The organism is Microvirga puerhi (genome assembly GCF_020089865.1).
GTDB classification, from domain to species: Bacteria; Pseudomonadota; Alphaproteobacteria; order Rhizobiales; family Beijerinckiaceae; genus Microvirga; species Microvirga puerhi.
Genome location: NZ_JAIRBM010000003.1, coordinates 304,075 through 324,180, shown reverse-complemented (window position 1 = coordinate 324,180; position 20,106 = coordinate 304,075). Strand labels below are relative to the sequence as shown.

Here is a 20,106-nt window from a genome sequence, read left to right as displayed (position 1 = left end):
TGATCTCCTTAAATCAGGATCCGGCCGAGGCTGACCTTCAGGATCGCGTAGAGGCACGCAACCGCGATGATCACGGCGTAGAAATTGTTCGCAATCACAGCGGCGATCTTCGGTCCCTTGTCGTGGACATAATCCTCGATGACGATCTGCATGCCCAAACGCATGTGGTTCGTCACGGAGATGACGGCGAGGATGAGAATGATCGCGATGAGCGGATGCGAGATGATGGCGATGGCCTCGTCGTACGTGCGGCCGGCAAGGGCGGCCACGATGATGACGAAGGAAATGATGAGGGGGATGTTCGCGACTGCGGTGACCCGATGAAGCCACCAATGCTCGACACCATGTCCCGAGGCGCCGAGGCCCTTCACGCGGGAAAGCGGGGTGCGCATGGAAACGCGGGGTTCAGCCCTGTTGTCGGCCATGGTCCGGTCTCCTCTTAAAATGCCAGGAAGGCGACGACCCAGATCAGGACCGTCAGGACGATCGAACCGATGAGGGTGAAGCGCGCCATGTTGATGCGGACGCCCGGCTCCATGCCGTAGCCGAAATCCCACACCAGATGCCGGACGCCGCCCAGCATGTGATGCATCAGCACCCAGGTATATCCGAACAGAATGAGAAGACCGATCGGCGAGCCGAAGAACCACTGCACGGCATCAAAGGCGCGCGGGCCGGACGCCAAAGCCACGAGCCAGATCGCGAAGAGCGCGATCCCGCCATAGAGGGCAATGCCCGTAATCCGGTGGAAAACGGACATGGCCATGGTCCAGGTCCAGCGATAGATCTGCAAATGCGGGGACAAGGGCCGCGGGGCCACCTTCACCTCAGCCATGCGTTCGCTCCTGATCGACGAAATGTCGCACTAGTTTGGAATGGTTCGTATCTGAAGCGCCGGACCACTGCAATGCATCTTCTGCACCCGGCAACCCATTACACACTTCGCCAGCGACGAAGTTTGCTCTAGGCTCGCTCTTTGCACAATTTGTCATTATTCTAATCTGCCTTCGCGAATCACGAAGGATGCCATGCAGTTCGACCTGACCGATCTGAGCCTTTTCCGACATGTCGTCGAGGCCGGGAGCATCACCCATGGCGCTGAGCGTGCCCATCTGGCCCTCGCCGCGGCAAGCACGCGCATCCGAAACATGGAAAAATCCCTCGGAGCACCGCTGCTGCTGCGCAACCGGCAAGGCGTGGTGCCGACGCCTGCCGGACGGACGCTGCTCCAGCACGCCCGCACCCTCCTGTCCCAGGCAGAGCGCCTTCGTGAAGATCTGGGCGCCTATATGGGCGGACTTACCGGGCAGATCCGGATTCTCTCCAACACCAATGCCTTGACCGAGTTCCTGCCTGAGGCACTCAGCGCCTTTCTGGCGGAGCACCCGCAGGTCTCGATCGACCTGGAAGAGAGGCTCTCCGATGAGATCGTCGGGATGATCGCAGAGGGTGTTGGCGATATCGGCATCGTGGCAGGAACCGTCGATACGGGCCGGCTCCAGACCTTCCCGTTCCGAAGCGACCGCTTCGTCCTGGTCGTAGCCAGGGATCATCCGCTCGCCAGCAGCAACCATCTCACGTTCGCCGAAGTGCTGGGATTCGACTTCGTGGGCCTTGATCGGGCCAGCGCCCTGCAACGATTTCTCGCGGACAAGGCAAGCAGGATCGGCCGGCCGCTTCGCCTGCGAGTCCAGTTGCGCAGCTTCGACGCCGTATGCCGCATGGTCGAGGCCGGTGTCGGGCTTGGCATCGTCCCGGAAACCACGGCGCGTCGGGCGGCCCGCACGATGGCGATCATCGCGGTGGCTCTCGACGACGTTTGGGCAACTCGCGACTTGACCTTGTGCATCCGGGCCATGGACGGGCTTGCTCCATCGGCCCGACAATTGGTCGAGCACCTGCGAAAGGCTGCCTAAAGAGGGCAATTCCGAGACATGGGTCTTCCGAACCTTCACGGAGTTTTCAATCCGGCCCAGACAAGACACCGTGTTAGCCTCCCATCGATCTCCCGCCACAGCCAACGAAGCGGGGGCAAGGAGACGAAGGAGGAAGCGATGCGCGAAATCGGCAAGATTTGTCTGGCAGCCGGCCTTGGCCTGATGGCGCCGGCTGCATTCGATACCGCATACAGCCAGAGTGCGGGCGGATCAGCGAACATGACGTTCTTCGTTACCAGCGTCGGATCGGGCAAAGGCGCCGATCTCGGCGGTCTCGAAGGTGCCGATCGACATTGCCAAGCGCTGGCACAGGCCGCCGGAGCAGGGGGCAAGACTTGGCGCGCGTACTTATCGACCCAGGCTTCTGGCAATGTGCCAGCGGTCAATGCCCAAGATCGCATCGGTCGCGGCCCGTGGCAGAATGCCAAGGGTGTCGTCATCGCCAAGGATGTGACGGACCTGCACGCCGCCAACAACATCACCAAGGAAACGGCACTCACCGAGAAGGGTGAGATGGTCAAGGGTCGTGGCGATACGCCCAATACCCATGACATGCTGACCGGATCGCAGCCCGACGGCACGGCTTTTCCCGCCGGAGAGGATCGAACCTGCGGCAATTGGACGAGAAGCGGCACGGAGGGAGCCACGATGCTCGGCCATCATGACCGCATGGGTCTCGACGAGCAGCCCCCCGCAAAGTCCTGGAATTCATCCCACCTCTCCCGCGGCGGCTGCAGCCAGGACGCCTTGAAAAGCACAGGGGGAGCCGGCCTCTTTTATTGCTTTGCTGCAGATAGATGAATCAGCGCCGGCTGCAACGGCATGATCGATGCTCCCCTCTCAGTGGAGAGCGGGCATCGCCAAGCCACGCCTCAGACAGGCTGCCTCCAGCGTGTTGCGCAGGAGGCAGGCAATCGTCATCGGCCCGACTCCTCCCGGCACTGGAGTGATGGCGGAGGCAATTCTTGCGGCCTCGCCATAGGCCACGTCCCCGACGACCTTCGTCTTGCCCTCGCCGGCTGAAGGGTTAGGGACACGATTGATGCCGACATCAATCACGATGGCTCCGGGCTTGATCCAATCGCCCCGGACCATCTCCGGCCGCCCGACCGCCGCCACCAGGATGTCGGCCCGCCGGCAGACGGCCCGCAGATCATGAGTCTTCGAGTGGGCGATGGTCACCGTGCAGCTCTGGGAGAGGAGAAGCTGTGCCATCGGCTTCCCGACGATGTTGGACCGCCCGACGACGACCGCGTCGAGCCCCGCGAGATCCCGACGTACGGAGCGGATTAGGAGCAGGCAGCCCAGCGGGGTGCAGGAGACGAAGCCTGGCACGCCGGTCATCAAACGGCCGGCATTGATCGGATGGAAACCGTCGACGTCCTTAGCAGGGTCGATGGCCTCGATCACCTTCTGCGCATCAATCTGCTTCGGCAGGGGCAGCTGCACGAGGATGCCGTCGACGGTCGGATCCGCATTGAGCTTCGCCACCAAGGCGAGGAGCTCCGCTTCTCTGGTAGAGGCCGGCAGAACGTGTTCGAAGGACGCCATGCCTGCTTCGACCGTAAGCCGCGCCTTGCTGCGGACATAGATCTGGCTGGCCGGATCTTCGCCGACGAGAACGACGGCGAGGCCGGGGCGTACGCCGCGCTGTCCCAGATCCTTCACCGCATCCGCGATGCGGGCTCGCAATCCTGCCGCATAGGCTTTTCCGTCGATGATGGTCGCGCTCATCAATTCTGTCCTGTCAAAGCGGAGAACCGGGCGGCCAGAGCCTGGGCCTCGCCTTCGATGATAAATGTCTTTAGCCGGGCCGTGGAGCCTGCCGCCAGGCGTACGGTCGAGGCCGGAACGCCAAAAGCCTTGGCGAGAAGCCGGCCGACGGCGTCATTGGCGGCTCCATTCTCGGGCACGGCCCTAACCCGGACTTTCAGAACATCCGTGCCATCGGAAAGGTGCGCGATTCCTTCGATCGCATCCCTTCCCCCGCGCGGTGTGACCCGGACCCGGATTTCTAGGCCATCCTTGAGGACCCGGCAGGGCATGGAGCGCCTTAGAGAAGAGTTGGCGGGATATATTGCTGCATGACCCGAGCGATGAGGTTCTGCAAGAAGATGATGATGAGGATCAAAATCACCGGCGAGATATCAATACCACCCAGGTTCGGCAGGATCCGGCGGATCGGACGCAAGGCCGGCTCCGTTACCGCATCCAGGAAGCGCCAGATGGACCGAACAACATCATTTCGGGCGTTGATCACATTGAAGGCTACCAGCCAGCTCAGGATCGCCGAGGCGATAATGAGATATGTGTAGAGCTGCAGGGCCAAAAGAATGACTTCGAGCAGGGATCGCATGGGGAACTCATCAGGATCGGGCGTTCGTCATGTAGCGTTCCTAGCTTTGCCGAACAACCCGCCAGATTCTCCAACGCCATATCCAGCCCCGAATCGCCGACAGTGGACCCATGAGCCCGATTGACAGAAGGAAGGCCTCAGGCCTAAAAGTCCGCCGCTTGGTCTATCGAACGGACCGGGGCTGTAGCTCAGATGGGAGAGCGCTGCAATCGCACTGCAGAGGTCAGGGGTTCGAATCCCCTCAGCTCCACCAAGCTCGCCCAGCAGAATTACATAAATTATTTCAATCGCTTAATAAGCATCGACCAGCGCCATTGCCCTCGTCGGCAGGTACGGCGTCGTATATGACACTGCGCGTGTCGAAAATCAGATCGCTCTCAATGAAAGAGCGCCCGAGGTAAAGTGCTCGGGCGCTCCTATGCTCTTATGAGCTCGATCGACAAAAATCATCGGCAGCGACGTATGCGACGCGTGACCATATCCCCATCGTCGTTTTCCTCGCGGATCACGACGGTTCGACAGCCGCGTACGCTACCGGTCGTCAGGCGGTCGTCGTCATAGACGCGACGGCGCTCAATATAGCGGCGTTCATAGCGATGATCGTCGGGTCCGATGCGAATACTAGGACCGTTCGGACTCACTCCAAGCTGAACCTGAGCCAACGACGGTGTTGCAATAGTACCTGCACCGATCAACGTTGCTGCAATGACCCAAATAGCCTTTCTCATCATCAATGCTCCTCGACGGTAACGTGAAAAGGCAACGACTTACTTTGATTTATGTTTCATGCCTGAAGGAGTTTTCTTTGTTACTCCAGCGGCCCGTCAATACAGGAGGCCACCTAGCTGCCGGCCGCCAAGCTTCGGACGCGCAATGCATCGTTCCCACCATGATCGCCACCGTGAGTCCTGTGCTTTTGCTGCTGGCAGTTCTACGCCGAGCACAACCGCCCGATTTGTGGTAAGCTGCCTTTCAACAGGGAGGCCGCCCGTCGATGACCCATGCCATACTGCTCCTCCTGGCCCCGATCGCAGGGTTCGTCACGGCTCTATACGTGCTCTTGTTGTGGCTTGGAGACGGCAGGACAGTCTCCGAGAGCGACTTTTCTTCGGACTTGGATGCAATAGATCTGACCGGGGGCACTATGCCTTCACGCGAATTTATCGCGATGCCGGACCACTTGAGAACTTCGGACGAGATGGTCGGGTGGATGACGAAGGATCTCCCAAAACTCATGGCAGAAATGCCGAGCCTCAGGATGTGAAGACCCCGAAAGCGCACCGCTTAGCTTGACGACAGTCTCGCCACGTAGCGGGAGCATGGATCTTGCTGCTTACATGCGTCCCTGCTGGTTCATGCACAATCCATCTTTTAAGATCGCGAGCAGATCAGGCATCGTGGCAATGAGCGCATCGGCTCCAAGGTCGGAATGGGGCTTGTGGCTGTAGCCGTAGGTGACTGCGATGATGCGCATCCCTGCCGCGCGTGCTGCCTGAACGTCGTGATAATTATCGCCAACCATCAGCGCTTCGCCCGGAGAGATATCCAAGCGCTCAAGGGCATGCAGCAAAGGGGCGGGATGCGGCTTGCGTTCGGCCAGAACGTCCCCCGCCACGACGACGCCGAAGAAGTCGGCAAGTCCGAGCGCCTTCAGAATGTCCATGGTCGCGACCAGCGGCTTGTTGGTGACGACGCCGAGACGGAGGCCACACCGGTGCAGATCTTCCAGAACGCCCTGTACTCCGGGATAGCTTCGCGTGTGCCTTGCAGGATTCGCCTCATAGATCTCCAGGAAGCGGCGAGTCAGCGCTGCGAGACGCGTCACGTCTCCACCCGTTGCCAGGAGCGCTCGCTCGACAAGCTTGGTGACGCCGTCACCAACCATGGCTTTGGTCTCGCCGAGACTGATCTCTCTCAAGCCCTCGCCGGCGAGAAGTGCATTCGTTGCGCTCTGGAGATCGCGCGCACTGTCGACGAGCGTGCCGTCGAGATCGAAGAGGATGGCTTTCACGGGAGTCATGCTCCCGATCTACGGCTTTGGCGGGCTCATGTCACCCTCGCCATGAGCCGCAGCGGCGTGAACCCGCTCAGCCCGCATATTTTCCTTTGAGATAAGAAAGGTAAGGTGCGGGATCGAGGCTGCGGCCGGTCTCGCGCATAAGCAGCTCCTCGCGTTGGAAGCGGCGGCCGTGCTGCCACATCCTGGTGCGTAGCGCCTCTGCAAGACCGGAATACTCGCCGCCCTCGATGGCCCGGTCGAGCGACGGATCGTCTTGGCGCAGCGTTTCCATGATCTGGGCCGCCATGACATTGCCGATCGTGTAGGTCGGGAAGGACCCGATATAGCCGGTCGACCAATGGACGTCCTGCAGCACGCCCTTCGCATCATCGGGCACGTTCAGGCCAAGATCCCGCTTGATGACCGCATTCCACGTCGCGGGCAGATCCGCCACGGCGAGCGAGCCATCCATTAGGGCGCATTCGATCTCGACGCGCAACATGATGTGGAAATCGTAAGTCAGCTCGTCCGCCTCGACTCGGATGAAGCCCGGCTCGATGCGAGTGACAGCCCGATAGAAGGCCTCGGCATCTACATCGCCGAGCTGCTCCGGGAAATGGCGCTGCAACTCCGGAAAGTGAAGCTGCCAGAAGGTCCGGCTGCGCACCACGTGGTTCTCCCACAGGCGCGACTGCGACTCGTGGGCGCCGAAACTCGTGCCGCCGACGGCGTAGAGTCCCACGAGGTCCGTGGCGAGGGTCGTGCGCGTATAAGCTGGATCGACGCCCTGCTCGTAGAGACCATGGCCGGTCTCGTGTGCGGTGCCGAAGATCGAAGCCGGGAGATAGGCACGGTTGTAACGGGTCGTGATACGCACATCGTTGCGGGTGAAGGATACCTCGAACGGATGGACCGTCGTGTCGAGCCGCCCGCGACGAAGATCATAGCCGAGCTTCTGTGCCATGCTCAGGCCGAAGGCTCGCTGCCCCTCCTCAGGAAAATCGCGGAAGAGGAAGTCAGAGCGAGGAGCAGGCCGGGAGCGGGCTGCCTCGAGAATCGGCAATAGGCCGGAGCGAAGCGTCGCGAACAAGGTCTTGAGGCTCGCTGCCGTCTCGCCGGGCTCGTAGATCGACACCATCGCATCGTAAGGGTGCTCACTCCAGCCGATGCAATCCGCATAAGACCGCGCCAGCTTGATGGTCTTTTCGAGATGCGGCGAGAAGATCGAGAAATCGCTCTTGGCGCGGCCTTCGATCCACGCTGCTTGGGCAACGGTGCGCAGAGCCGCCCGTTCCTGGATCAGGGAAGCAGGAACGCGGCCATGATGAGCAACGGCCTGGCGCGTCTGCATCACGAGGCGCTGCTCCGCGGAATCCTCCGCCAGTCCCTCCACGGCCTTCTCTGCCTCATCAAGAGCTCGCTCAGTCTCGGGCGCGAGCAGGAGGTCACGAGCAACACGGGTCAAAGTCGCGATCTGCTGCCCTCGCGTTTCTGCCCCGCCCGGAGGCATCATCGTGCGCGAATCCCAAGTCAGCACGGAGACCGCGTTCAGGACATCGTTCACGGCTGCGACACGCTCGTTCAGAGCGGCCAGGGAAGCATCAGAGGTCATGGCGCATATGATCCAGGGTCAGGCGGTTCCGCCGGTATTGAGATGGCAGGCAGAGAAGCGGCCAGGCGCAATTTCGGTCAGCGCTGGCGCTTCGGACTTGCAGCGCGGCCCCGCAAGTGGGCAGCGCGGATGGAAATGGCACCCGCTCGGAGGATGAAGCGGCGACGGGATTTCCCCGGCAATGGGATGGAAGCTCTTGCGACCGACGCCGATGCGCGGAACGCTCTCGAACAGAGCTTTGGTATAGGGATGATTGGGAGCCGCGTAGAGTTCGCTCGTCACCGCCAATTCGACGATGCGACCGAGATACATGATCGCGACCCGATCCGAGACATGACGAACGACGCCGAGATCATGGCTGATGAAGATTGCAGTCAGGTCCAGGTCCCGCCGCAGGTCCATGAACAGGTTGAGCACCTGCGCCTGGATCGAGACATCGAGGGAAGCGACCGGCTCGTCGAGAACCAAGAGATTGGGCTTCATCGCGAGTGCGCGGGCGATAGCGATCCTCTGGCGTTGACCGCCGGAGAACTGATGCGGGAAGCGACGCCGGTAGCTGGGATCGAGGCCCACTCGCTCCAGAAGATCGGCCACGTAGGCGTCCGCTTCACGCGCCTTGACGATCCGATGCGTCACCGGCCCTTCGGCCACTGTATCCCCAATGCGCATGCGTGGATTGAGACTAGCGAACGGATCCTGATGAACCATCTGGATCCGCGTCGTCAGCTTGTTGGTGATGCGGCCCTGCTGCTTCGCAACCGGTTTCTGGTCAAACAGAACCTTGCCGTCGCTCGGCGCGTAGATGCCTGCAACGATGCGGCCGAGCGTGGACTTTCCGCAGCCGGATTCTCCGACGAGCCCCACGACTTCGCCCTTTCGGACAGAGAGGCTGACGTCGGTGACGGCGCGGACGATCTCCGCCTTCGATCCGGCTCCAAGAACGCCCGCGATGCGCTCGCCGAGAGACGGCTGCTTTACGAAGCGCTTCGATACGTGGTCGATGTCGAGGAGTGCGGCTGACATGAATCGGACTCGATCGGATAATGGCAGAGGGCGGAGCGTCCGTCCTCGAATTGCTGAATGGATGGCGTCGTCGTGCACGCCGGCCCTGCCTTGAAGCATCGCGGGGCAAAGGCGCAGCCCCGGGGAAGGTTGGCCAGCGAGGGCGTCGATCCCGGAACTTGAGGCAGCCGGTCTCCCGGTTCGTGTTCCGCGGGAACGGAAGCAAGGAGACCTGCGGTATAGGGATGACGCGGCGCGGCAATGACCTCGGCAGCGGGACCCGTCTCGACAATACGACCGGCATACATGACGCAGATGTCGTCAGCGAGGCTCGAAACCACCGCGAGGTCATGTGTGACCCACACGAAGGCTGTTCCGGTTTCGTCTGCGAGGCGTCTTACCTCTGCAAGAATCTGCCCCTGGATCGAGACGTCGAGAGCCGTCGTCGGTTCATCCGCGATGATCACAGCCGGGCGGTGCAGCAATGCGATTGCAATCGCGACGCGCTGGCGCATGCCGCCGGAGAGCTGATGGGGGTAGGCGTCGAGCCTTTCCTCAGGACTTGGAATGCCGACTTTCGCGAGGGCGTCCCGTGCACGGCCCCGAGCAACCTTACGAGAAACATTGTCGTGCGCGCGCACAGCCGCGATCATCTGCGTTCCGATCTTGAGGACCGGATTCAAGGTCATCATCGGATCTTGGAACACCATCGCGATCTGCGCGCCACGAACGCGACGCAACTCTTCGCCGGTCAGACGAGTAATGTCGCGCCCATGGAGAAGGACCGAGCCGCCTGCGATAAAGCCAGGCTGTTCGATCAGACCGAGGATCGAATATCCGGTCACACTCTTTCCAGAGCCGGACTCACCAACCAGTCCAAGAATGCGGCCACGTCCGACCTCGAAGCTGACACCATCGACGGCGTTGAGAACACCGGCCCGGATCTTGAACTGTGTGCGCAGGTCTTTGACGCTGAGAACAGGTTCGCTCATCGGCTACGCCTCGGGTTCAGAACGTTACGCACCTGATCGCCGACGAGGTTGATCGCGACCACGGTCAGCATCAGCGCGATGCCGGGATAGATGGAGATCCAGTAACGGCCGGACAGCAGGAACTGGAAACCATTCGAAATGAGCGAGCCGAGGGACGGCTGCGTCAATGGCAAGCCAAGACCGAGGAAGGACAGAGTTGCCTCGAGTGCAATGGAGTTGGCCACCTGCACCGTAGCCACCACGATCAATGGCGGCAGCGCATTCGGAAGCAGATGGCGGAACAGAACCTGACGCGCCGGGATCGGCGTCGACAGGGCAGCCTCGATATAATCCTTGCGCCGCTCCGCGCTTGCGGCACCATGCGTCGTGCGGGCGAAGTAGGCATACTGCGCCGCCACAAGAGCGGCGACAAGCTGCGGCAATCCCTGCCCGAGCATCGCCACCAGCACGAGAGCGAGGAGAATCGCCGGCAACGAGAGCTGCAGATCGATGACGCGCATGATCAGGGCTTCGACCCGTCCGCCGTAGTAGGCGGCAATCAGACCGACGACCGCTCCGAGGACCAGGGCGAAGGTGCCGGCCATCATACCCACGATGAGACTCGTGCGCAGACCGTAAAGGATCGCCGAGAAGACATCTCGCCCGGCTGCGTCCGTCCCGAGCCAGTGGACATATCCACCGGACCCAACCTCTCCGGGCTGCAGGCGTGCGTCGAAGAGGTCGAGCGTCTCCTGGTTGTAGGGATTCTGTGGAGCGACAAGAGGAGCAAGGACAGCCATGAGAATGACTGTTGCGATGACGATGAGGGCTGCGACGGCAACCGGGCTCTGCCGGAAGTCCGACCAGAAATTGGCGAGCCGGCCCCAGCGGGTCTCGACGGGAGCGCTCATGACGAAGCCTTGACGCGAATACGAGGGTCGAGCTGCCCGTAAACGAGATCGACCACAAGGTTGATCAGGACGAACAGAAACACCACGAGAATGAGATAGGCAACCATGACGGGGCGATCGAGCACGGTAATGGAATCGATGATGAGTTTACCCATGCCTGGCCAGTTGAACACGGTCTCCGTCACGACGGCGAAGGCCAGAGTCGAGCCGAGCTCAAGGCCGAATACGGTGACGATGGGAATGGAGATGTTCTTGAGAACGTGCAGCCCGACGACCTTGCTCTCGGAAAGCCCTTGAGCGCGAGCGAAGCGAACATAATCCGAACTCATCACCTCCACCGTACCGGCGCGCGTGAGACGAATCAGGAGACCGAGCTTGAACAGCGCAAGATTGAAGGCGGGCAGGATGATATAGCTCAAGCCTTCCAGCGATCCGATCGACAAAGGCATGCCGAGCACTGTCGATACCGGCCCACGACCGCCTGACGGAAGCCAGCCGAGCTCCACTGCAAAAGTCATGATGAGCAGAAGACCGATCCAGAAGGTCGGCACGCTGAAACCGAGCACGGAGAATGCCATGATGGCTTTCGAGGACAAGGCATCGGGCTTGTATCCGGCCCAGAGACCAAGCGGAATGCCAAGGCAAGTGGCAATCAGCATGGCGGTCAGCGCAAGTTCCAGCGTTGCCGGGAAACGCGAGAAGATCAGGCTCAGCACCGGCAGCCTGTAGATGAAGGACTCGCCCAGATCCCCGTGCAGCATGTTGCTCATGAACACGAAGTATTGCTGGATCAGAGGCAGATCGAGGCCGTAGCGATGAATCAATGCTTCGCGGAGCGCTTGGTCGGATGCAGGATCGATCATGACGTCAATCGGATTCCCGATGGCGTAGACGCCCAGGAATACGATGATCGACATGGCGACGATGACCAAAAGCGCCTGCAGGAGGCGTTGGATGAGAAAACCTATCATGCTGGCTCGTGCATGGCTTGGAAATCGTTCCGTGACAAAAAAGAGCGAAGCGGCTCTGGGAAACCGAAGCCGCTCCGGGAAGAGAGTCGGCCGGGGTCACCCGGCCGAATTGTTACGTGATCAGCTCTTCGGCTTGATCTCGTAGGCAAGGGTCTCCTGGTCCACGCGCGGCGGAATGACCATCGTTCCCTTCTTCGCGGCCCAGACCGTCTGGAGCTGCACCGTCGGGATCAGAGCACGATCATTCATCGAGACATCGGTGACCTTCTCGAACAGGGCACGACGCTTGGCGTCGTCCATCGTGCGCGCACCTTCCTCAAGCAGGGTATCCACTTCCGGATTCGAGTAGCCTTGCTTGTTGAACGCGCCGAGGCCGGTCTTCGGATCGGCGGTATGAACCAGCGAACCATAGGTATAGCTGGCCTCACCCGTCAGCGTGCCCCAGCCGCTCATCCACAGAGGGAATTCGCCCTTCTGCTGCGCCGGGAAGAACACCGTGCCGTTGAGGGCATTGGCGTTCACCTTCAGGCCTGCGCGTGCCCACATCTGAGAGAGAGCCTCACACACGGCTGCGTCGCCAGGCAGACGGTTGTTGGTGCAGAAGAAATCGATCTCGAAGCCCTTCGGGTAGCCCGCGGCGGCCAAGAGTTCTTTTGCCTTCTGAACGTTGTAGGGACGCTCCGGCAGGCTCTTGCTGCCGCCGAAGAAGTTCGTCGGCATCAGCTGGTTTGCAGGCTTACCGAGACCTTCGAGCACGACACGTACGAGGGTCTTGCGATCGATGGCGAGATCGAGCGCTTCACGCACCTTCGGGTCGCGCAGCGGATTCTCCGTGATCTCCTTGCCCTCGACCTTCACCGGCTTCGGCAGGGTATCCTTCACGTTGGGCGTGAGGTTGAAGAAGTAGACGGTGTCAGCAATGAAGGTATCGACGGCCTTGTCCTTCTGCATGGCGGCGTAGTCGGTCGCCGGCACGTAGTTGACGAGGTCGACCTGGCCCGACTTGAGAGCAGCCATACGCGCCGGATCGTTCGGGATCTCCTTGCGGATGACCTTCTGCCAATGAGGCTTCTCGCCCCAATAGCCGTCGAACCGTTCGAGCACGAGGTCACCCTTCGGCTCCCACGAGACGTACTTGTAGGGACCGGTTCCAATGGCGGCCTTGCCGGAATTGAACTGCTCGTTGCGGGCATCCATACCGACCGACTTCGACACCACGAAGAGACGAACGAAATCGTTCGGCAGCGTCGGCGCGGGAGCCTTGGTGATCACATGCAGGGTATACTTGTCGACGACCTTCGTCTCTTTCACCTGCTTCGTATAGATCGTCATGCTCATCGGTCCGGTCACAACCGGAATACGATCGATGGAGAACTTCACATCCTCCGCGGTGAGCTCCGAGCCGTCATGGAACTTCACACCTTCGCGGATTTTGAATTCCCAGGTGGTATCATCCACAGGCTTCCAGGAGGTCGCGAGACCCGGCTTCAGCTGAAGGTTCTCGTCGGCCATGACGACGGTATCGAAAATATGGCGCAGAGCCTCTGCCTGGCTGCCAAGCGTCGACCAATGCGGGTCGATCGAATCCGGACCGGCGCGCAGACCCATGGTCAGCGTCTGCGCCGATACGGAGCCGCCCAGCATCGTTCCGGCGAGAAGGGCCGCTGCCAGCGCCCCGCCAAGCTTGAAATTAAGTTTCACGTGATGTCCCCTCTTGCTAAGAACCGGACTTTTCGTCCAAGGTGTACTTGCCGACTATGACGGTAGGTCGCCAACCCGCCTTAAGTCAACTAGAACGTATAAATGAAGCCGAATAGTTCCATTGTTGCACCGGGCGAGCGTACCAGCCAAATAGAACAAAGTACGCAAGAGCGCGTGTTGGCAGATCTTGCCAGCGCCCTTGATCGCACCTTGCCCGTTCCTCTCGGCATTCAGCTTCGCGGACTGATCGAGTTTGGAATCAGCCTCGGTGAAATGCTTCCCGGACAAAAGCTGCCCTCGGTCCGCGAACTCGCCGACCGCGCCGGCATCGCTCCAATGACCGTGGCAAACGTTTACCAGGAACTGCGCAAGTCGGGGCTTATCGAGGCAAAACCCGGTGCCGGAACCTACGTGAGCGATGGCCGTACGCGGGACGGGCTGCGCTCCAGCGCCATGCGCAAGATCCAGCGCCGGATCGATGCGCTTTTCAACGAAGCCGAGGAGCTTGGTCTTTCTCCCGCGGTCATTTCTTCGCTCGTGAATGCAAGAGCTGCGCGAGGTCGTCCTCCGGCAAAACTCATGCAGATCGTGATTGTCGGCCACTTCCTCGACACGACGCAGCAATATGCGGATCGCATCCGTGAGCACCTCGGGCCGGATGACTCGATCGCCATCACGACGCTTTCGGCGCTTCAGGCAGGTGAGCCCCTGCCCCTGCCCTGCGATCTCTGCGTCACATTTCCCCACCGCCGCAGCGAGGTGGAAAATCTCGTCCCGGCGAACACGCCGATCGTCAATCTGAGTTTCATCCCCGCCGAGGAGACACGCGCGAGGCTCGCCATCATCGACCCGATGGCGAAAATCGGCATCGTGTCGATCTTCCCGGAATTCATGGCGCTGATGAAACCAGGTGTCCTGCGATTTACGCCCCATGTTTCGGAGGTCGAGGTCCGGCTCATCACCGAACCGGATCTCATCGAGTTCCTGAAGACCGTCGACGTCCTGGTCTATGCCAGCGGCGCCGAGCCAATTCTGAAGGATTTTCCCGACGGCCGCGAGGCCATCGAATTCCGCTACGTCCCGGATCCCCACGCCGTCCGGCAGATCCTTCTGCCGGAAATCGAACGCCTGCGTTCGGCACATTCCGCCAAAGAGGAAAAAACTGAATGAAAATCAGCGAGATGAACTGGCTTCAGGTCGAACAATACCTGAAGACGGACGACCGCGCCGTTGTTCCGCTCGGCTGCACGGAGCAACACGCCTACTTGAGCCTGTCGGTCGACAGCATTCTGGCAGAGCGCGTCGCCGTAGAGGCTGCAGAGCCATTCGGCATTCCGGTCTTCCCCGTGCAGGCCTACGGCATCACGCCCTATTTCATGGCCTATCCTGGAACGGTCTCCCTGAAGGCAGAAACCTATCTCCGGCTGATTACCGATATTCTCGATTCCCTGCACCGTACGGGCTTCCGTCGCATCCTGTTCGTCAACGGACATGGCGGCAACAGCCCGGCGCAGACAGCCTGCATCGAGTGGATGAACCACAACTCCGATTGCCGCGTGCGCTTTCATAACTGGTGGAATGCACCGAAGACCCTTGAAAAGGTGAAGGAAATCGATCCAGTTGCCTCGCATGCTTCCTGGATGGAAAACTTCCCTTGGACGCGCCTTCCGAATATCGCCCAGCCCGATCATCAGAAGCCGATGGTCGATCTGGAGCGCATGCGGACCTTTGGCCCGGAGGGCGTTCGCGAAATCCTTGGAGATGGCAATTTCGGCGGCCGCTACCAGCGGTCGGATGAAGAAATGAACGCCATCTGGTCCGTCGCCATCGCGGAAACCCGCGCGCTGATCGAGACCTGGTGATGAGCAGCGATACGATTCTGATCTGGGGTGCCGGCGCCATCGGCGGCACACTCGGCGCCTATCTCACCCGTGCCGGCGAGGACGTATTGCTTGTCGACATCGTCGAGCCGCACATCGAAGCGATGAACCGCGAGGGCCTCGCGATCGAAGGCCCTGTGGAAGCGTTCCGCCAGCCGGTACGTGCTGTCACACCCAAAGACGTTAAGGGACAGTTCAGGCGTATCATCCTGGCCGTCAAAGCGCACCATACGCGTGATGCCGTACGTGCGCTGAAACCGCATCTTGCCGCAGATGGCTCCGTGCTGTCGGCTCAGAACGGGCTCAATGAGCTCACCATTGCCGACGAGATCGGCTCCGAGCGGACAGTCGGATGTTTCGTGAATTTTGGCGCCGATTGGCTTGAACCCGGCCGTATTCTCTTTGGCAATCGCGCCACGGTCGCCATTGGCGAAATCTCTGGCGACACGACGTCACGGGCGCAGGACTACCATCGCCTTCTCTCGATTTTCGAGCCGAATGCCATTCTCACGGACAACATTTGGGGCTATCTCTGGGGCAAACTCGGATACGGGGCGATGTTGTTCGCAACCGCGCTGACGCCCGCCTCCATGTCGGAGAACTTGGCTTCGGAGCGACATTTCCCGGTGTTCGAACGGCTTGGCCGAGAAGTCATGGCCGTTGCCGTCGCACGCGGGGTGAAGCCCCTGGGCTTCAACGGCTTCGATCCGGCGGCATTCATGCCGGACGCGGACGAGACAGCGACGCGCCGCTCCGTCGCGGCCATGGCAGAGTTCAATCGCCACACGGCCAAGACGCATTCGGGAATCTGGCGCGACCTCGCCGTGCGCAAGCGCAAGACGGAGGTCGATGCACAGATCGCGATCATTGCGGAGCTGGGTGCGGAGGCCGGCATTTCCACGCCAACGATCGACAGGCTGGTCACGCTGATTCACGATATCGAGGAGAATCGCCGCGAACAGTCTTGGGCCACTCTTGATCGGCTGCTCGAAGCATGAAGCTCGATTTCACGAATCGTCGCGTCGTCGTCACCGGTGCTGCTCAAGGCATCGGCCGTGCCATCGTTCAGTCATTCGCAGCAGAAGGAGCACAGGTCTGGGCTCTGGATCTTGATGCGGAGGGCCTGCGCGTTGCGGCCGAAACCGGCGCCAACGCCACCCGCGTTCTCGACCTATCTGACCGATCCGCCGTCACCGATGCGATGAGCGAAATGGCGCAAACCCTCGGGGGCATCGACATCCTGGTCAATTGCGCTGGCGGTGTCAGAGGGCAGGTCGCCAAGCCGATCGAAGACGTGAGCGAAAAGGATTGGCTCGTCCTGTTCGAGGCCAATGTCCACGGCGCTTTCTGGTGCTCCCAGAGTGTTGCTCCCCACATGAAGCGCGCTGGGTTCGGGCGGATCATCAATATCTCATCAGGGGCGGGCCTACGCCCGAGCCTGACCGGGATCCAAGGTTATACGGCTGCCAAGCACGCTCTCGTTGGTCTGACGAAACAGCTGAGTTTCGAACTTGGTCCATTTGGAATCACGGTCAACAGCGTCGCCCCGGGTTTCGTGCTCTCCAATCCTGCAACTCAACGGCAGTGGGAGAGCTACGGCCCCGAAGGCCAGGCTCGGCTGGTCGAGAGCATTCATACCCAACGCCTCGGGCGACCGAAGGACATCGCGGACACGGTGATGTTCCTGGCCTCTGACGTGGCCGAGTGGGTTTCCGGTCAAATCATCTCCGTGGATGGCGGGCGTTCCTGAACGCGCCGACATCGACCTCCTTTAGGACTGGCAACGCCGGTCCGTCACAACAAACAGGTGAGGAAAGCTCATGGACAACGTCAGCAGCCAGCCGTGGACATGGTCGGAAGAGACATGGCGCGGAAAGGTCGATCACGTTCGAGCCGGTCGGTCGATGAAGCCCGCCCGCTGGAAGAACGGCGCACGTTGTGCCGTGGCCTTCTCGTTCGATTCGGATCACGAAACCAATGAGCTGCGCGACGGAGGCAAGTCGATCGGCCGCATGTCGCAGGGACAATACGGCAACCGCCAGGGCGTCCCACGTATCCTCAATGCCCTCAAGAAGTACGATGCGAAAGCGACCTTCTTCGTGCCTGCCGTTGCCGCCATGCTCTATGAGGACGAGCAGCGTCGGGTGGCGGCCGAGGGTCACGAGATCGGGATCCATGGCTGGATTCATGAGCTCAACAGCCAGCTCCCCTATGAAATCGAGCGCGACCTGATGTTCCGGGCCGCCGATGCCCTGGAGCGCATCACGGGCACGCGGCCCGTCGGGCTTCGAACTCCGTCATGGGATTTCAGTGCTGATACGCTTCGCATCGAGCGCGAACTCGGCCTGCTTTATGATTCCTCGCTCATGGCTGACGACGATCCTTACGAGCTCGTGGAGAAGGGCGAGCCGACGGGGATCGTGGAATTGCCGGTAGAGTGGATCCGCGACGATGCGGTGTATTTCAACATGCACCGCTTTAACGGCCTTCGCCCCCATACGCCGCCGACCGCGGTCTACGACATCTTCTTCCGCGAATTCGAGCGCGCATACGAGGAAGGTGGGCTCTTCCTGCTCACCATGCATCCGCACGTAACGGGTTATCGGTCGCGCATCTGGATCCTGGAGCGACTTCTGGCCGAGATCTCTCAACGCTCCGATGTCTGGATCGCAACCCATGCAGAAATCGCAGCCTACGTGAAGGCGGAGTGTCCCCGATGAGCAAGACCTTGCGCGCCCGCGACATGGGCCTTTCCTGCGGGAACTTGCCAACAGGTCCGCACAACAGCCTCACCGATGTGCCGGGCGTACTAGTCGGCCACCAGACACTTATTCATGACGACATCCGGACGGGTGTGACGGCAATCCTGCCCCATTCCGGCAATCTCTATCGGGAGAAACCCGTCGCAGCCGTTCATGTTCTCAACGGCTTCGGCAAAAGCGTGGGCCTTGTGCAGGTCGAAGAACTCGGTTCTATCGAAACGCCGATCCTTCTCACCAACACGCTCTCGGTGGGTACCTGTGCGACGGCTCTGATCCGACATGCCGTCGCCGCCAATCCCGATATCGGCCGCGAGACTGCGACGGTGAACCCGCTCGTCTTCGAATGCAACGATGGCTGGCTCAACGATATTCAGGCCCTCGCCGTAACTGAGGAGGACGCTCGCATCGCCCTGGAGGCCGCCTCGCCCGACTTCGCCGTCGGCGCCGTGGGTGCGGGCTGCGGCATGAGCACCTTCGGCTTCAAAGGTGGCATCGGAACGTCGTCTCGCCATCTCGCCCTCTCCGGCAAGGATTTTCACCTCGGCGTACTCGTACTCTCGAATTTCGGTCGGGCCGGCGATCTGCGCCTGCCCGACGGGACGAATGTCACGCCGGCGATGGCCAAGAATTCGACCCTGGAGACGGAGAAAGGCTCCATCATCATCATCGCAGCGACCGACATTCCGCTCAGCGATCGACAACTCAAGCGGGTCATCCGCCGCTCCGGTGTCGGCCTTGCCCGCCTCGGCTCCTTCTGGGGCCATGGCAGTGGCGACATCGCACTCGGCTTCACAACCGCCAACATCGTACATCACGATGAGAACGCCGCGCTGGTTGAGCAATGCGTGCTCAACGAAAATCGGATCGATCTTCTGTTCGAGGCCATGGCTGATGCCACGCAGGAAGCTGTTCTCGACGCCCTCATCGCTGCCGATCCTATGACGGGGCGGGACGGTCATTCTCGTCCAAGCCTTCGTGATGCTTTGAATCGGTCCCCCTCATCAAGGACTTGAGATCATGACCTCCTCAGACAACAACTTCACCCTTGCGATCCATGGCGGCGCAGGCACTATCCTGCGCAGCAAGATGACACCTGAACGAGAGGCCGCCTATCACGCCGGATTGCGGCGCGCCTTGGAGGCAGGGCGCTCGGTTCTGGCCAGCGACGGGACAGCGCTTGATGCTGTGACGGCTGCCGTCATGGCATTGGAAGACGAACCTCTGTTCAACGCGGGACGCGGCGCGGTCTATACCTCTGCCGGCAAGCAGGAGATGGATGCAGCCGTCATGGACGGCCGCAACCGGGCGGCTGGAGCAGTCGCAGGTCTCTGCGGCCCGCGTAATCCGGTTCTCGCGGCCAGAGCCGTGATGGAAAAGACCGATCACGTGTTCCTCATTGGCGCAAGCGCTCTGGAGTTCTGCCGGGACCAAGGCCTTGCCTTCGAAGAGCCATCGTACTTCTTCACTGAGCAGCGCTGGAACGCTCTTCAGGAAACGCTTGCTATGCGCCAAACGGGAGCGGACGACCGCGACGAATCGCGCAAGCACGGCACGGTCGGCGCGGTGGCACGGGACCGTAAGGGCAATCTGGCTGCGGCAACCTCCACCGGCGGCATGACGGCCAAAATGCCAGGGCGCGTCGGCGACAGCCCCGTGATCGGCGCAGGAACCTGGGCGGACAACGAGACGTGCGCGGTCTCCGGAACCGGCCACGGAGAGATCTTCATCCGCTATGCCGCGGGCCATGAGATTGCATCTCTAATGCGCTATGCCAGACGCTCTCTTGAAGAAGCGGCGCGCACGGTTGTGGTCGATATGCTTGCGCCGGCCGGAGGCTCAGGCGGCGTGATTGCAGTCGGTCAGGATGGATCCTTTGCACTGCCATTCAACTGTGCCGGCATGTACCGCGGTGTCGTGACAGCCGACGGAATCCTGCGCACGGCGATCTATGACGAACCGTTGATAGATCATAAAGACCGATAGGCTCAGGGGCTGGCATCTGCC

22 protein-coding genes and 1 tRNA gene are annotated in these 20,106 nt (G+C 60.9%); 10 read left to right on the top strand and 13 right to left on the bottom strand.

Annotated features, from left to right (window positions below):
- Positions 1-8: 8 nt before the first annotated feature.
- Both sdhD and sdhC read right to left on the bottom strand, forming a co-directional pair.
- Positions 9-425: a succinate dehydrogenase, hydrophobic membrane anchor protein gene (sdhD, locus tag K9B37_RS05900; protein WP_224312014.1), complete on the bottom strand. Its 417-nt coding sequence runs from the start codon at positions 423-425 to the stop codon at positions 9-11.
- Between the two features lie 14 nt (positions 426-439).
- Entirely contained in the window at positions 440-835 is a 396-nt protein-coding gene (sdhC, locus tag K9B37_RS05895) for a succinate dehydrogenase, cytochrome b556 subunit (protein WP_224312013.1), read from the bottom strand.
- A gap of 193 nt (positions 836-1,028) precedes the next feature.
- On the opposite strand from sdhC, the gene K9B37_RS05890 reads away from it, so the two are divergent.
- Complete coding sequence (locus K9B37_RS05890) at positions 1,029-1,916, top strand: LysR family transcriptional regulator (protein WP_224312011.1); 888 nt, start codon at positions 1,029-1,031, stop codon at positions 1,914-1,916.
- A 138-nt stretch (positions 1,917-2,054) separates the two neighbouring features.
- The gene (locus K9B37_RS05885) at positions 2,055-2,738 is read left to right on the top strand and encodes a hypothetical protein (protein WP_439651689.1); all 684 of its coding nucleotides are present in this window, start codon (positions 2,055-2,057) and stop codon (positions 2,736-2,738) included.
- A gap of 39 nt (positions 2,739-2,777) precedes the next feature.
- On the opposite strand, the gene folD is transcribed toward K9B37_RS05885, so the two are convergent.
- From folD to K9B37_RS05870, 3 genes are read right to left on the bottom strand one after another with little or no spacing between them, the layout of a single operon-like run.
- On the bottom strand, positions 2,778-3,671 hold the full coding sequence (gene folD / locus K9B37_RS05880; protein WP_224312009.1) for a bifunctional methylenetetrahydrofolate dehydrogenase/methenyltetrahydrofolate cyclohydrolase FolD: 894 nt from the start codon (positions 3,669-3,671) through the stop codon (positions 2,778-2,780).
- Entirely contained in the window at positions 3,671-3,982 is a 312-nt protein-coding gene (locus tag K9B37_RS05875) for a DUF167 family protein (RefSeq protein ID WP_224312008.1), read from the bottom strand. Before K9B37_RS05875 ends, folD begins: the two co-directional genes overlap by 1 nt.
- An 8-nt stretch (positions 3,983-3,990) precedes the next feature.
- The gene (locus K9B37_RS05870; protein ID WP_224312006.1) at positions 3,991-4,293 is read right to left on the bottom strand and encodes a YggT family protein; all 303 of its coding nucleotides are present in this window, start codon (positions 4,291-4,293) and stop codon (positions 3,991-3,993) included.
- Between the two features lie 177 nt (positions 4,294-4,470).
- Here K9B37_RS05870 and K9B37_RS05865 point away from each other — a divergent pair.
- A tRNA-Ala gene (locus tag K9B37_RS05865) sits at positions 4,471-4,546 on the top strand.
- 193 nt (positions 4,547-4,739) lie between these two features.
- On the opposite strand, the gene K9B37_RS05860 is transcribed toward K9B37_RS05865, so the two are convergent.
- The 8 genes from K9B37_RS05860 to K9B37_RS05825 form a co-directional block, all read right to left on the bottom strand.
- Positions 4,740-5,024 (bottom strand): hypothetical protein, encoded by a 285-nt coding sequence (locus K9B37_RS05860; protein WP_224312004.1) that lies wholly within the window; start codon positions 5,022-5,024, stop codon positions 4,740-4,742.
- A gap of 602 nt (positions 5,025-5,626) precedes the next feature.
- Positions 5,627-6,313: a phosphoglycolate phosphatase gene (gph, locus tag K9B37_RS05855; RefSeq protein WP_224312003.1), complete on the bottom strand. Its 687-nt coding sequence runs from the start codon at positions 6,311-6,313 to the stop codon at positions 5,627-5,629.
- Between the two features lie 67 nt (positions 6,314-6,380).
- Positions 6,381-7,904 (bottom strand): carboxypeptidase M32, encoded by a 1,524-nt coding sequence (locus tag K9B37_RS05850; RefSeq protein ID WP_224312001.1) that lies wholly within the window; start codon positions 7,902-7,904, stop codon positions 6,381-6,383.
- Between the two features lie 18 nt (positions 7,905-7,922).
- Positions 7,923-8,927 carry an ABC transporter ATP-binding protein gene (locus tag K9B37_RS05845; RefSeq protein ID WP_224311999.1) on the bottom strand — a complete coding sequence of 335 codons (1,005 nt, stop codon included), beginning with the start codon at positions 8,925-8,927 and terminating at the stop codon, positions 7,923-7,925.
- Positions 8,879-9,898, bottom strand: a complete 1,020-nt coding sequence (locus tag K9B37_RS05840; protein WP_224311998.1) for an ABC transporter ATP-binding protein — start codon at positions 9,896-9,898, stop codon at positions 8,879-8,881. Before K9B37_RS05840 ends, K9B37_RS05845 begins: the two co-directional genes overlap by 49 nt.
- Positions 9,895-10,788, bottom strand: a complete 894-nt coding sequence (locus K9B37_RS05835; RefSeq protein ID WP_224311997.1) for an ABC transporter permease — start codon at positions 10,786-10,788, stop codon at positions 9,895-9,897. Before K9B37_RS05835 ends, K9B37_RS05840 begins: the two co-directional genes overlap by 4 nt.
- A complete protein-coding gene (locus tag K9B37_RS05830) occupies positions 10,785-11,759 on the bottom strand; it encodes an ABC transporter permease (RefSeq protein ID WP_224311995.1) in 975 nt (324 codons plus the stop codon). The genes K9B37_RS05835 and K9B37_RS05830 overlap by 4 nt, the downstream gene beginning before the upstream one ends.
- Before the next feature lie 120 nt (positions 11,760-11,879).
- A complete protein-coding gene (locus K9B37_RS05825; RefSeq protein ID WP_224311993.1) occupies positions 11,880-13,460 on the bottom strand; it encodes an ABC transporter substrate-binding protein in 1,581 nt (526 codons plus the stop codon).
- Positions 13,461-13,637: 177 nt separating this feature from the next.
- Between K9B37_RS05825 and K9B37_RS05820 the strand changes: the two genes are divergently transcribed.
- The 7 genes from K9B37_RS05820 (at position 13,638) to K9B37_RS05790 (ending at position 20,085) form a co-directional block, all read left to right on the top strand.
- A complete protein-coding gene (locus K9B37_RS05820) occupies positions 13,638-14,630 on the top strand; it encodes a GntR family transcriptional regulator (protein WP_224311991.1) in 993 nt (330 codons plus the stop codon).
- Positions 14,627-15,322, top strand: coding sequence for a creatininase family protein (locus K9B37_RS05815; RefSeq protein WP_224311989.1), 696 nt, complete (start codon positions 14,627-14,629; stop codon positions 15,320-15,322). Before K9B37_RS05820 ends, K9B37_RS05815 begins: the two co-directional genes overlap by 4 nt.
- Positions 15,322-16,338: a ketopantoate reductase family protein gene (locus K9B37_RS05810; protein WP_224311988.1), complete on the top strand. Its 1,017-nt coding sequence runs from the start codon at positions 15,322-15,324 to the stop codon at positions 16,336-16,338. Before K9B37_RS05815 ends, K9B37_RS05810 begins: the two co-directional genes overlap by 1 nt.
- Positions 16,335-17,090: an SDR family NAD(P)-dependent oxidoreductase gene (locus K9B37_RS05805; protein WP_224311987.1), complete on the top strand. Its 756-nt coding sequence runs from the start codon at positions 16,335-16,337 to the stop codon at positions 17,088-17,090. The genes K9B37_RS05810 and K9B37_RS05805 overlap by 4 nt, the downstream gene beginning before the upstream one ends.
- Positions 17,091-17,160: 70 nt before the next feature.
- On the top strand, positions 17,161-18,060 hold the full coding sequence (locus K9B37_RS05800; protein WP_224311986.1) for a polysaccharide deacetylase family protein: 900 nt from the start codon (positions 17,161-17,163) through the stop codon (positions 18,058-18,060).
- Positions 18,057-19,115 carry a DmpA family aminopeptidase gene (locus tag K9B37_RS05795; protein WP_224311985.1) on the top strand — a complete coding sequence of 353 codons (1,059 nt, stop codon included), beginning with the start codon at positions 18,057-18,059 and terminating at the stop codon, positions 19,113-19,115. The genes K9B37_RS05800 and K9B37_RS05795 overlap by 4 nt, the downstream gene beginning before the upstream one ends.
- A gap of 4 nt (positions 19,116-19,119) precedes the next feature.
- Positions 19,120-20,085 carry an isoaspartyl peptidase/L-asparaginase family protein gene (locus K9B37_RS05790; protein ID WP_224311984.1) on the top strand — a complete coding sequence of 322 codons (966 nt, stop codon included), beginning with the start codon at positions 19,120-19,122 and terminating at the stop codon, positions 20,083-20,085.
- The last annotated feature ends 21 nt before the right edge of the window (positions 20,086-20,106 follow it).

Excerpts from the sequence above, each read along its gene's own strand:
- K9B37_RS05815 (WP_224311989.1), top strand. The coding sequence starts at position 14,627 with ATGAAAATCAGCGAGATGAACTGGCTTCAGGTCGAACAATACCTGAAG.
- K9B37_RS05790 (WP_224311984.1), top strand. The coding sequence starts at position 19,120 with ATGACCTCCTCAGACAACAACTTCACCCTTGCGATCCATGGCGGCGCA.
- K9B37_RS05810 (WP_224311988.1), top strand. The coding sequence starts at position 15,322 with ATGAGCAGCGATACGATTCTGATCTGGGGTGCCGGCGCCATCGGCGGC.
- K9B37_RS05830 (WP_224311995.1), bottom strand. The coding sequence starts at position 11,759 with ATGATAGGTTTTCTCATCCAACGCCTCCTGCAGGCGCTTTTGGTCATC.
- gph (WP_224312003.1), bottom strand. The coding sequence starts at position 6,313 with ATGACTCCCGTGAAAGCCATCCTCTTCGATCTCGACGGCACGCTCGTC.
- folD (WP_224312009.1), bottom strand. The coding sequence starts at position 3,671 with ATGAGCGCGACCATCATCGACGGAAAAGCCTATGCGGCAGGATTGCGA.
- K9B37_RS05875 (WP_224312008.1), bottom strand. The coding sequence starts at position 3,982 with ATGCCCTGCCGGGTCCTCAAGGATGGCCTAGAAATCCGGGTCCGGGTC.
- K9B37_RS05860 (WP_224312004.1), bottom strand. The coding sequence starts at position 5,024 with ATGATGAGAAAGGCTATTTGGGTCATTGCAGCAACGTTGATCGGTGCA.
- K9B37_RS05840 (WP_224311998.1), bottom strand. The coding sequence starts at position 9,898 with ATGAGCGAACCTGTTCTCAGCGTCAAAGACCTGCGCACACAGTTCAAG.
- K9B37_RS05805 (WP_224311987.1), top strand. The coding sequence starts at position 16,335 with ATGAAGCTCGATTTCACGAATCGTCGCGTCGTCGTCACCGGTGCTGCT.
- K9B37_RS05795 (WP_224311985.1), top strand. The coding sequence starts at position 18,057 with ATGAGCAAGACCTTGCGCGCCCGCGACATGGGCCTTTCCTGCGGGAAC.
- K9B37_RS05890 (WP_224312011.1), top strand. The coding sequence starts at position 1,029 with ATGCAGTTCGACCTGACCGATCTGAGCCTTTTCCGACATGTCGTCGAG.
- K9B37_RS05845 (WP_224311999.1), bottom strand. The coding sequence starts at position 8,927 with ATGTCAGCCGCACTCCTCGACATCGACCACGTATCGAAGCGCTTCGTA.
- K9B37_RS05870 (WP_224312006.1), bottom strand. The coding sequence starts at position 4,293 with ATGCGATCCCTGCTCGAAGTCATTCTTTTGGCCCTGCAGCTCTACACA.
- sdhD (WP_224312014.1), bottom strand. The coding sequence starts at position 425 with ATGGCCGACAACAGGGCTGAACCCCGCGTTTCCATGCGCACCCCGCTT.
- K9B37_RS05835 (WP_224311997.1), bottom strand. The coding sequence starts at position 10,788 with ATGAGCGCTCCCGTCGAGACCCGCTGGGGCCGGCTCGCCAATTTCTGG.
- sdhC (WP_224312013.1), bottom strand. The coding sequence starts at position 835 with ATGGCTGAGGTGAAGGTGGCCCCGCGGCCCTTGTCCCCGCATTTGCAG.
- K9B37_RS05885 (WP_439651689.1), top strand. The coding sequence starts at position 2,055 with ATGCGCGAAATCGGCAAGATTTGTCTGGCAGCCGGCCTTGGCCTGATG.
- K9B37_RS05800 (WP_224311986.1), top strand. The coding sequence starts at position 17,161 with ATGGACAACGTCAGCAGCCAGCCGTGGACATGGTCGGAAGAGACATGG.
- K9B37_RS05850 (WP_224312001.1), bottom strand. The coding sequence starts at position 7,904 with ATGACCTCTGATGCTTCCCTGGCCGCTCTGAACGAGCGTGTCGCAGCC.